This window comes from Gammaproteobacteria bacterium (assembly GCA_021648145.1).
In the GTDB taxonomy this organism is placed as follows: Bacteria; Pseudomonadota; Gammaproteobacteria; order JAADGQ01; family JAADGQ01; genus S141-38.
The window spans coordinates 1-11,638 of the sequence record JAKITI010000012.1 but is presented as its reverse complement, the minus strand read 5'-3'; the positions used below and the strand labels follow the sequence as shown (position 1 = coordinate 11,638).

The window sequence follows — 11,638 nt, the reverse complement described above, 5'->3', positions numbered from 1 at the left end:
AAACTTTAAATATGCAAAGTTACGTTACTCGGCAAAAAGAAGATATAATCAAAAAACACCTGCTCTCTTTCCCATGTGTTGCACTTCTTGGTGCGCGACAGGTAGGTAAATCTACGCTCGCCAAAAAAATCATTTCTAAAATTGACAACTCAATTTATCTTGATCTTGAAGACCCCCGAGATCTTGCAAAACTACAAGATCCCTTAACCTTTTTAGAGGCCAACAATCGCTCTCTTATCTGTATTGACGAGGTACAGATGTACCCCAATCTTTTTAGATTTTTCAGATCTTATCTGGATCAAAGCGGTCGCAAAGGGCAGCTTCTTTTACTCGGCTCTGCCTCTAGAGATTTAATCAAACAGAGTTCAGAAACTCTGGCTGGAAGAATCTCCTATATTGAAATATCCCCATTTTCAGCCTATGAAGTTAAAGATTTCAAAAGGCTATGGCTACAAGGCGGATACCCGGATAGTTACCACTTAGAATCTGAAATTAGTTTTGACTGGCGAATTAACTACATTAGAACATTTTTAGAGAGGGATATTCCTCAACTGGGATTTAATATTCCGGCGGAAACCTTAAAAAAATTCTGGACTATGCTTGCTCACCTGAATGGTTCTGTTTTAAATGCCTCAACGCTGGCCTCCTCTATGGGCGTAAGCTCACCCACTATAAAAAACTATTTAGATATTTTAGAAGGTACCTTTGTTATTCGGCGGCTCAAACCTTTTTATAGCAATACAAAAAAAAGATTGGTTAAATCTCCAAAAATATACATCCGAGACACCGGTATTATTCACTGCCTGTTGGGAATTGAAACCTATAATGACCTTCTTGGTCACCCCGCTTTAGGAAACTCTTTTGAAGCCATGGTAATCTCTTCAATATTGGAAAAATTTCCTCGCTATAATGCCAGTTTTTATCGCTCTTCAAGCGGTGCGGAGATAGATCTTATTCTGGAAAAGGGAAAGAAGAGGGTTGCAATAGAGATAAAATCCTCTTCTGCACCCACACTAACAAAAGGTTTTTTTGAAGCGTTAAAAGTCATATTACCCGAGCATGCATTTGTTATTGCTCAAGTTAACCGTTCTTTTCCAATAAAAAATGAGATCTGGGCACACAATCTACAAACGGTTTTAGATATGGATCTTTGATTAGCCCAAAAATAAGTAACAACCCTTATTCTTCTTCAACAACACGTTATATAGAGTTCAATCATTAATCAAATCATCATGGGAGATAAATCATGGGTAATTTTTCCAACACAAACCGTTGGAGTTTTTTACGATTAGGTGGCTTTGACCAAGTACAGCTAAAGGACGGCAATGACCTCGCCTCACTTGATAAGCTTGATCAAAAACTATGGGCGGCTCTAAGCTGCCCAACACGGGGCATCGAGTTTGATGAAAACACACTGGATCTCATTGACACCGATGGCGATGGCCACATCCGCGCCCCGGAAATTCTTGCGGCTGTACAATGGGCCGTCTCTGTGCTTAAAAACCCGGATGACCTTCTCAATAATAGAGAAGAGTTACCACTCTCCGCCATTAACACCGAAACTGAAGAAGGAGAGAAACTCCTACAGTCAGCCAAACAGATTTTAAGCAATCTCGGCAAAGCGGATGCAGAGTCGATCACGGCTGAAGATACCTCAAACACTGAAGAGATATTTGCCGGTACGCACTTTAATGGTGACGGCATTATACCTGTTGAAGCCGCAACAGAAGAAAAAATTCAAACAGTCATTCAAAATATTATTGATTGTCTGGAAGCTGAAAAAGACCTCAGTGGCGCAGATGGCATTTCACAAGAAAAAACTGATCTATTTTTTGAATCGGCTCAAGCCTTTTCTGACTGGTGGAAAGTCGCGGAGGAGGATGCCAAAAATATCCTGCCTTTTGGTGATAAAACAGCCGCCGCAGCCACTACCTTTGAAAAGATCAAAAATAAAGTGGATGACTATTTCACACGCAGCCAGCTCGCACAGTTTGATGAAACAGCCACATCCCCACTCAACCCGGCACAATCAAAATATGAATCTTTAGCTGAAATTGATTTGCAAGCCTCTATGGAAGAAATTGCCGGGCTGCCATTAGCACGAATTAAAATAAATAGCCCTCTGCCACTCAAAGAAGGGGTTAACCCTGCATGGGCAAATACTGTTACGCAATTAAACAGTGACATTATTGCCCCTCTATTTGGTGAAAAGTCACATCTAAGCTTTGACGAATGGCAAACGATAAGCGGGAAATTTTCTGCTTATGAGTCTTGGGAAAAAGAGAAAAAAGGGGCAGAAGTTGAATCTCTGGGTATTGAACGTATTCGTGAAATTTTAAGTAGCAATGCCCAAGTTGCTATTAATAGCCTGATTGCAACAGACAACGAACTTAAACCTGAATCTGACTCCATTGCATCTGTTGACAGACTGGTACGTTATCATCGTGATTTAAGTGTTTTATTACGTAACTATGTCTCTTTTGCTGATTTTTACAACCCAGATAAAAAGGCAATTTTTCAAGCAGGAACGCTCTACCTTGATGGACGCAGTTGCGATCTTTGCGTTCACGTTGAAGACATTGCAAAACACAGTGCAATGGCCTCATCAAGTCGTGTCTATATCGCTTATTGTGAATGTACTCGCCCTGGCAGTGATGAAAAAATGACGATTGCAGCCGCTTTTACTGATGGTGATTCTGATCATTTGATGGTGGGCAGAAACGGTATTTTTTATGACCGTGACAATAAAGACTGGGATGCCACGATTGTAAAACTTATCGAACAACCCATCAGTATTCGCCAAGCATTTTGGTCACCTTACAAACGTGTCGCTAAAATGATTGGCTCTCAAATCGAAAAAATGGCCTCATCAAGAGATAAAGCCATTGACTCAAAAGCGGCATCTGGCATTACAGATACAGCGGCGGGAGCAGGTAAAGCACCCGCTGCTTTTGATATTGGAAAGTTTGCAGGTATCTTTGCCGCAATCGGTCTGGCTCTTGGTGCACTTGCTGCAGCATTGGCCGCAGTATTATCAGGATTTTTAGGGCTTAGCTGGTGGCAGATGCCACTCGCACTTATCGGTGTGATGTTATTAATCTCTGGCCCTTCAATGCTTCTCGCATGGCTGAAGTTAAGACAACGTAACTTAGCCCCTATACTTGATGCTAACGGCTGGGCAGTGAATACACGAGCCAAACTAAATATTCCATTTGGTAAATCACTCACCAAAGTTGCAGAACTTCCTGCAGGCGCAAAACGCTCAATGAAAGATCCATTTGCTGAGAAAAAGCGCCCTTGGAAAACCTTGATTGTGATTTTTGCTCTATTAGGTGGTGGTGGAACAGTGCTTTGGCAAAATGGAACGCTTCAAGAATGGCTGAAACCCATTGCACCATCATGGGTCGAAAAAATTGGCGGGCAAACAGATGATGCTCAAAGTATAGAGGGAGAGTCAACGGAGATCGTACAACCTGCTGAAACACCACTTATTGAAGCCCCTGAGAGCGGTAGTGAAATTGAAATTCCAGCTGATTCTCAACAAAGTGATGAAATCAAGCCGACACCATAATTTTTCGGCTGATAACCTCATCAAAAAGGGGCAATATTGATATTGCCCCTTTTTTTTTCACTAATTACTCAACTTTTGGCTTACGCGACCGATACATGAAGATAGCCAAAAAATAATAATTTTTTCCATTCGTTTTTTGTTGTTTCAAATGGGGATTCACATGATTAATAAACTATTTGCCACACTACTGCTGTTGGTATCATCAGTTTCTGTTACATCTTGGGCCAGTAGCCCACCTCCTCCAGTCAACCAAAACCTTGGTATGCCTGATGCCATATCAAACAATATGACTGCCAATGATTGTGGCGGCTGTCATTTCAACCCTGACACAGCACCCGCCCCCGTCAAGCTTGGTTACTTACCCGATAGACATCACCTTCGGGTAGATACCCCTATTGAAGCGTATTCAGCCTCCCCCTTTCCCGAGAAATCCACAGATGGTAACCATAAATGCATCACCTGCCACTTAGTGGACTGGGTTGAAGACCCATCCCGACCCTTGGGTGGATATTTCAAGTTTGCACTTGAACCAACCGAGCCTGAATTTCGAGACTGCCTAAGCTGTCATAAACAAGTACCGGGAATTACATCGGTTCATCATCTAACTAAAAAAGCACAAGCGGCAGAGTGTAACGCCTGTCACGGCAGTTTGATCAATGATCCCAATGGTGAATTATGGGAACTGAGAGTCATCCCTTCCATGAGTCCTAATCCAGGTTTTGGTGATGGAGGTTTTGGTGCAACCGGAAATAGAACTGGGGGCTGTCGCTATTGCCATAATGGTGGCACAGATGATGTCACAGGCAGAGTTGTACCTGGCCCTAACGCTAACATGTTAACTCATCATGGAACTGGGCTTGGCCAGCCAGGTAGTGGCACAGTACATACCTGCAATCTGTGTCATGACGCTACGCCGCCAAACCATACATTACAAGGCTGTGTTCGATGCCATGCCCCAACCTCGCTGCACACTATCCAGGCTGATTCAGATGGTAATGGAACCGTATGGAGCTACGGCGAACAGCGGTTTTTTGGACATATCGGTTCTTCCTGGGACTGCATGGGCTGCCATGAGGGCGGCAGCAACATCGCAAGGTCTACCATGGTTACCGAGGCTACGGATGAGAGACCTTTGTTCGGTCCGATCCTTCCCGAAATTGAACAGATAAATACGGCGAAAATACTTGAAGGAACATCCCCAATACTATTGTTTTCAGGTACGGGGTATCTGGAGGCAACAGCTGGGAAAGGTATTTCCACTCGAATTGTTTTAACTCCAATAAACAGTGAAAACCCAACCATCGAGGTCACGCCGACGAATCTCTCTTTTACAAGCATGGAAGTGCAGATTCCCTCAACCTTGCTACCAGGCAACTATAACGTTAGTGCTGCGAACGGAACTTCTGCAAGTGCCCCACTCAATCTGGTAGTAACTCCTGTCGTGAATATAAACTCTGTCAGTTGTAATAGCGGCACCGTCACCATTGATGGATCTGGTTTTAGCCGCTATCTGGATGTGGTGGGTTCTGGAACCGGGGTTGTCGATATCGGTACATCGCAACAGTGCGATGTTCAATCCTGGACAGATAGTAGAATTATTGCTGATTGTGCATCAAGTGCTGTTGACAACATCCGCATCAATAGTGTTTTTGGTGATGCATCCGCCAATACTGATTGTGAAACAGGCCGCCCCGATTGGTGGTCTCTTTGGAGCTGGTTTGCTTCTTGGGGTTGGTCAGGGCGCTAAACTAAAATTCATCCAGTTTTTATATTTTTTTTAACTCATTTTCATTAATAGTAGTTTTCACATAAAAATAAGTTGGAATAACGCAGAGAAAATACGCTATAAGCGCAATAACTATCACACCGACTCTTGTTGAAGCTTCATCAAAAACTCCATACATGTAAAGTAGACCACTTATTGTCAACAATAAGGTTACACACATTTCTAAAAATACACGCCTTTGATATGAGGTCATTCTTTTGCTCTCTAATTTTTTGCAATGCTCAGCCAAATTCAATGCCAACGTATGTTGAAGCCGATCAACTTCGTGCTTATATTCTTTAACACTTTAACGTGAAAAACAGGACTCGGTGGTGTACATCCTAAACAATCAGCAGGATGACACCCTCCTTTTTTTTTATCTTTATTTTTTTCATCTTCTTCTTTTATTTTTTCGTATGCTAACGCACATAAATTAAATTGATTTTTTATATTTGACCACCCCTTAAACACTCCTTTTTTTTCTATTATATTTACCACAGATGCCGAGCAAGAATCTGTTTTATGCAGCATATAATATGCGCATTTATAGCCTTTATAAGGAGAAAGATATTTTTGATATATCTTTATAGATAGTATTGATAAGTTTTTCAATATTTTCCTATACTTCTCATCTAACAACTTTATGATTTGTGGATTACGGTGACAGCTTACTAAATACACTTAACTACTTTCCACCTTTCTTTACTCCAACCACAAATTAACCTGTTTCACATCTGACAGCGACAGTTGCCCAGCTGATTCTTTTAATCTGAGGCTATTCAAAACATAATCATAACGTGCCCGCTGATAATCACGCTGGCCGCGATACAGCTCTCTATTGGCTTGTAAAACATCAAATGTGGTGCGCATACCCGCGTTATAACTCGCCTCTATTGCAATATGCGCCTGTTGATAAGAAACAACCGACTGCCGTAGTGATTGCACTCGTGCAATACTTGCCATCACACCCAGATACGCTTCCCGAGCCTGACCTCGTACTTCCCGAATCGTCGCTTCCATTTTCGCTAAATTCTGCTCGTATTGCGCCACTGCTGTGCGCGAACGCGCACTCACCATGCCGCCCAGGTAAATCGGCATATTCAATTGCAATCCTACCGTACGATTTTCAGTTTCACTATCGCCAAAATTACCGCCCCCTGAAATTGATTTTGAATACCTTGTCACCAAATCCAGAGCAGGATAATGGCCCGCTCTTTGCTTGCGTATTTCTCGCCTCAATACTTTATTATTATGGCGCAATGCAACCACCTGCAAATTATCACTGAGTGCTAACGCTTGCCATTTTTCAGTGCCAACAGGAGTCGGCGCGTCCATAACAAGTGATTCTTTTAACGGGATAAGTTTTTCATGATACTGGTCTGTAATTTTACGCAATGATTCCAGGCTATTCGTTAGCTGATTTTGCGCTTCAATCTCTGAGGCAATGGTCGAATCCAGCCGCGCCTTTGCTTCATAAACCTCAGTAATGGCAGACAGCCCGGCATTTAATCGACTTTCAACCTGCTTAAGCTGTCTTTGAATCGCCTGTTTTTCTGCGGCCATAAAGCGCAAATTATCTTGCGCCGCCAGCACATCAAAATAGCGCTCCGAGACTCGAATGATTAAAGATTGCTGCGCTGCAATTAACTCAGCATCTGCCTGATTGATACGATCATTGGCTTGTTTAAAGGCAACGATGTTTTCAAAGCGAAACAGTGATTGATTTAAGGTCACAGAATAACCATAACTATTGTAGTCTTCTTCTCCATCAAACTGAGAGAGACCATACCTGCGTTTTTGAGAATTATCTGTCGTATTGGCGCTAACATTAATGTTTGGTAATAAGGGCGAGCGGTCTTGTCGCTTCATTTCCACTGCAATTTCATAGGAAATTTCAACCTGCTTTAATTCAGGGTCAGATTCCAGTGCCAGCGTATAAACATCCAAAATATTTTCGGCGGCAAAACTCTGCATCGAAACAGACAGCAACAATAAACCCTGAAGTATTCTCACTATACTGCTCCAGGCGGTGACGTGAATGGCGGTGAATTTTGTGCTGATAAATCAATCACCCGATCAGCCAAAGCAATGGTCTCGCGTCGGTGCGCAATAATAACTCGCGTGATCGGCATCTTTTTGATCGTTTCATTAATCATGCTTTCAGTATTTGTATCAAGGTGACTGCTGGCTTCATCCAAAAATAGTATTTTAGGCTTCACATACAATGCTCTGGCCAGAAAAATCCGCTGTTTCTGACCGCCCGATAGCGTTGTCCCCATATCACCAACCAGACTGTTATACGCCATCGGCATCTGTGCAATTTCATTATGAATGGCAGCCATCTGCGCCACTTGTTGCACGCGCTGAAGATCCATTTGCGGGTCTGAAAATGCGATATTTTCAGCGATTGAACCAGCCACCAAACAGTCTTCCTGCATCACAGCAGCGATTTGTGAACGAAGTGCTGACTTATCGAACTGTGAAATATTTTTGCCGTCATAGCAGACTTCACCGGAAGCAGGGTCGAGCAACCCTAACATCACCTTGAGAAGCGTTGATTTGCCGCAACCGGATGCACCGACGATCACCACAGTTTCACCAGAATCTATTTTAAAACTCAGGTTTTCAAACACATACGGTTCATTTTCAGAGTAGCGATAACTGAGGTTTTTAACCTCAATTTCACCTTTCAAGCCAACTTTTGAATCCAGCAACTCACCGGTATGTTGCTCAGGCTTGGCATGCACAATATCTGAGACACGCTCCAGATCAACCCCCGCCAGTTTAAACTCAACAATCATATTAATCAGTGCCGAAATTTTTCCTGTAAACTGACCTTGATAGGAGAAAAATGCATACAACATGCCCACTGAAAAAACAGATGCCATAATCTCCTGAGCGCCTACCCAAACAATCAATATGCCTGCAACGGGAAAAACAGTTTGATTTATGGCCGATATAATAATTCCTAACTTACCCAGTTTAATGCCCGCATTCAGTGACGCTGAGTAATTGTTTAACCACAGGGATTCACGCTGACTCTCTTTTGAAAACAGCTTGATCGTTTGAACGGCGCGAACCGTCTCCATAAAATTGGTACTCTCCTTTGCAGAAAGTACGATGAGCTCCTGTTTGTATTGCTCGTTTAAACGATAGGTGACAACACGAACAACGATATAAATAAATACTGCAACGAGTACGATGAATGCCAGTTTAGGGCTATAAATAAACATCATCACCAATGTTGTCAAGGCCATAATGCCATCGACAATGCTGGCAATCAGCCCCTGAGTAAACAGACCGATCACACTGCGCAGTGAGCCAAAACGCGAGATGATATCTCCCAGATGCCGTTTCTGAAAATAATCCAGTGGCAAGCTCAGTAAATGCCGCAACATATTCGCTAAAAGCTGCACATCCAGCGTTGAGTTCAGATAGAGAATTACCCAGGAACGCAATGTCGTTGCCGCCATCTGTATCAAAGCCAACATGCCAAAACCTAATGCCAGCGCCATCAACAGATGTTCATCCGATGATGCAATCACATGATCCACCGTGATCTGCATAAAAAATGGCGAGACCAGAACAAAGACTTGCAACACCAGTGACAGCAATAGAATCTGAAGCAGCGCCCGCTTTAAACCCGTCACTCCTTTTAATAGTTCGGTGACTTTGACTCGTTGAATATCTGATTTTTTTTCAAACTCATTGGTCGGAGTCAGCTCTAGTGCCACCCCAGTGAATGATTCAGACACCTCTTTTAGCGATAAAACTCTGCGGCCACGCGCCGGATCATGAATCACCACGCTATTGCCACGCACGGATTCAAGCACCACGAAGTGATCCAGATTCCAATGCAATATTGCAGGGCACTTTAAATTACAAAGCTCATCAACCTCCAGTCGCAACGCTCGCGGCATAAAATGAACTTTGCCTGCCGCCTGCATCATATCTTTCAGTGATAAACCTTTGAGTGAACTGGGCAAATATTGCCTGATCGCCTCAATGCTCATCTTATGCCCATGATAAGAAGAGACCATTGCTAAACAGGCAGCGCCACATTCGGCCAGCTCTGATTGCAAGACTATGGGCAGGCGTTTTGATGGAAATGAAAATTGCAGTAACTCAACCGGATTTTTCATCAGCCGCGCCCTCGCAAACTATACAAAGGCTCTAACACCCAATCAATAATACGGCTACGATGCCGCACAATATCGCCTTGCAATAACATACCCACTTGCAGATAGTGTTCACGGCCAAACGCGGTGACGGTTTGTTTATTCAACGTAACCGACACCTTATAAACAGGCTCTGTAACATCAACCGGCAACATTACTTCACCTGGAATGATGATGTTTTTGGAAACCTGCTCAACAACGCCGCCGTGCAGTCCAAATTTTTGATAGGGAAAAGCATCAAAACGAATTTTCACCTCTTGCCCCACCTCCAGAAATCCAGCCGCGCGTGTCGGCACATAAAGGTCTGCTTTGAGTGCCACATTTGCGGGCAAAATGGTTAACAACGGAGTCTCTGGCTTGATCGTATCACCGACTTTATAGATGAGTGATGTCACTCGACCCGAGGCGGGGGCGATGATGGTATAGCTTTGGTTGCTGCGAATTTCGGCAAGGCGCTGCCGCAAATCAGATAGTGATTTTTCATAGGATAATATGTTTTGATCAAGCTCAACCGGCAGTTTTTTAAGCTCAGTGGATAGTTGCCATCTTCTATTAATACTATTGGTAAGGCTTCGCCGGAGCTGCTCCAGCGCCACTTGGCTATCCAGATGCACCTGATAGCTTTTGGTATATTCTGTTTTAGGAACAAATTGTTCTTTGGCTATTTTTTTCAGACGAACCACATCTCCGCCATAAAGCGCCACACGCGTTTCATGCAGGGAAATTTCATTTTTAATTGAAGTAATTTCCTGGCGGGTGTATTTGAGTTGATTTTGAATATCTGTTTTACGCAGTTTTGACAGGGTTTTTTGTTCTGAAATCTGGGATTCGATGATGCCAATGGACTTTTCTGTCTCTTCAGCCACCAGAGCTTGAACTTTTTCACCGCCACCCAGATGGCGCTCTGTTGATACAAAATAGATCACATCACCTTCACTGACTTCATCGCCTTCATTAATTGCACGAGACAGCACAATGCCGCGCTGCGGCGCATAGACTTTGACTAACCCTGACTGAGGGTTCACTACCCCTTGAACGGTCTCTTTACTGGCGTACTTACCAAAGTATAAAAACAGACCCAGCGCGACTACAAATATTACGAGCAGCGCGGTATATATTGAAAAAGAGATGGGGCGAATCAGAACCACATCGCCAAAAAAATTCTCGTCACGCTTTTTATCGCTAACTTCGGAGCGGAATAGGGACATTTTATTACTTCTCTGTCAGACTATATTTTTCATATTTATTAAGTTGAAAAAATGCACTTTTTAAATCGTAAAGAGAAGATATGCTCAGCCCAAAAAACCAAAGAACAACAGTAAGAAAAATATCCGTAACATTAAAAAAAACTACTGAAATAGAATAGAGAAAAAGAATTAAAGGAGTCAAAATAATTGACAAATAAAAAGACTTTTTATTTGTTACGCTTTTATAATGCATATAGGTTGCATCGTACCATTTTCTTTTTTTTACATCTATTGCATTACTTCCATATTCAAGTATTTTAAAATAAATATGTCGCAACGAATAGAACATGAAAACAGCAAGTATCTGCGTTATCAAAATAATCATAATTAAAAAAACACTATAAACGTCAAATAAAAATACATACAACACATAAATAAATGATGCTGAATATATTGACACTACAACAAAGAATTCTAACGGGTTATGTGAAATCCGTTCTGCAAATTGGTATAACTTATTCGTCATAATTTACCTTTCGCCACATCTACAAAATGTAAGCTTTGTATTAAGGAAGAGAGTTATAAATCGCTCCTCCAAAATACGGTGTAAGCTTTTGTATTAAGGAGGAGGATTACTCCAAAAGATAATCAGTATTGGTAATTAACTATAGATTTATTGGTTTTTTATACTATTCATCAAATAGGTAAAAATCTAAAGCCACCTTAAATTAGCAATACCAGATAATCAGTTATTTAGATCACGCTATCTTCCAGAGCCATAGCCCTCATTACCAGGAGGAGTGTAACCATTCTGACTGAGAGATTTTTTCCTTGAAAATTAGGATTGACCTTGACAATCTGCTTGGCTTTTTTTTATTGTGCTTACTACTGTATTTCGACTGATTCCAAGTACTCGAGCAGTATCACGTATGCCACT

Annotated in this window: 7 protein-coding genes; 3 read left to right on the top strand and 4 right to left on the bottom strand. The window is 42.2% G+C overall.

Annotation, left to right across the window (positions count from 1 at the left end; translation table 11 throughout):
- The first annotated feature begins 11 nt into the window (after positions 1-11).
- The 3 genes from L3J70_08740 to L3J70_08730 all read left to right on the top strand — a co-directional run bounded on the left by L3J70_08740 (position 12) and on the right by L3J70_08730 (position 5,318).
- Positions 12-1,154, top strand: coding sequence for an ATP-binding protein (locus tag L3J70_08740; GenBank protein MCF6236436.1), 1,143 nt, complete (start codon positions 12-14; stop codon positions 1,152-1,154).
- A 92-nt stretch (positions 1,155-1,246) separates the two neighbouring features.
- Positions 1,247-3,571, top strand: coding sequence for a hypothetical protein (locus tag L3J70_08735; protein MCF6236435.1), 2,325 nt, complete (start codon positions 1,247-1,249; stop codon positions 3,569-3,571).
- A 160-nt stretch (positions 3,572-3,731) separates the two neighbouring features.
- Entirely contained in the window at positions 3,732-5,318 is a 1,587-nt protein-coding gene (locus L3J70_08730) for a hypothetical protein (protein MCF6236434.1), read from the top strand.
- Between the two features lie 270 nt (positions 5,319-5,588).
- On the opposite strand, the gene yidD is transcribed toward L3J70_08730, so the two are convergent.
- The 4 genes from yidD to L3J70_08710 all read right to left on the bottom strand — a co-directional run bounded on the left by yidD (position 5,589) and on the right by L3J70_08710 (position 10,722).
- Complete coding sequence (yidD, locus tag L3J70_08725; protein ID MCF6236433.1) at positions 5,589-5,948, bottom strand: membrane protein insertion efficiency factor YidD; 360 nt, start codon at positions 5,946-5,948, stop codon at positions 5,589-5,591.
- Positions 5,949-6,038: 90 nt separating this feature from the next.
- Positions 6,039-7,349 carry a TolC family outer membrane protein gene (locus L3J70_08720; protein ID MCF6236432.1) on the bottom strand — a complete coding sequence of 437 codons (1,311 nt, stop codon included), beginning with the start codon at positions 7,347-7,349 and terminating at the stop codon, positions 6,039-6,041.
- Positions 7,349-9,478 (bottom strand): peptidase domain-containing ABC transporter, encoded by a 2,130-nt coding sequence (locus L3J70_08715; GenBank protein ID MCF6236431.1) that lies wholly within the window; start codon positions 9,476-9,478, stop codon positions 7,349-7,351. The genes L3J70_08720 and L3J70_08715 overlap by 1 nt, the downstream gene beginning before the upstream one ends.
- Positions 9,478-10,722, bottom strand: coding sequence for an HlyD family efflux transporter periplasmic adaptor subunit (locus tag L3J70_08710; protein MCF6236430.1), 1,245 nt, complete (start codon positions 10,720-10,722; stop codon positions 9,478-9,480). The genes L3J70_08715 and L3J70_08710 overlap by 1 nt, the downstream gene beginning before the upstream one ends.
- Between the last annotated feature and the right edge of the window lie 916 nt (positions 10,723-11,638).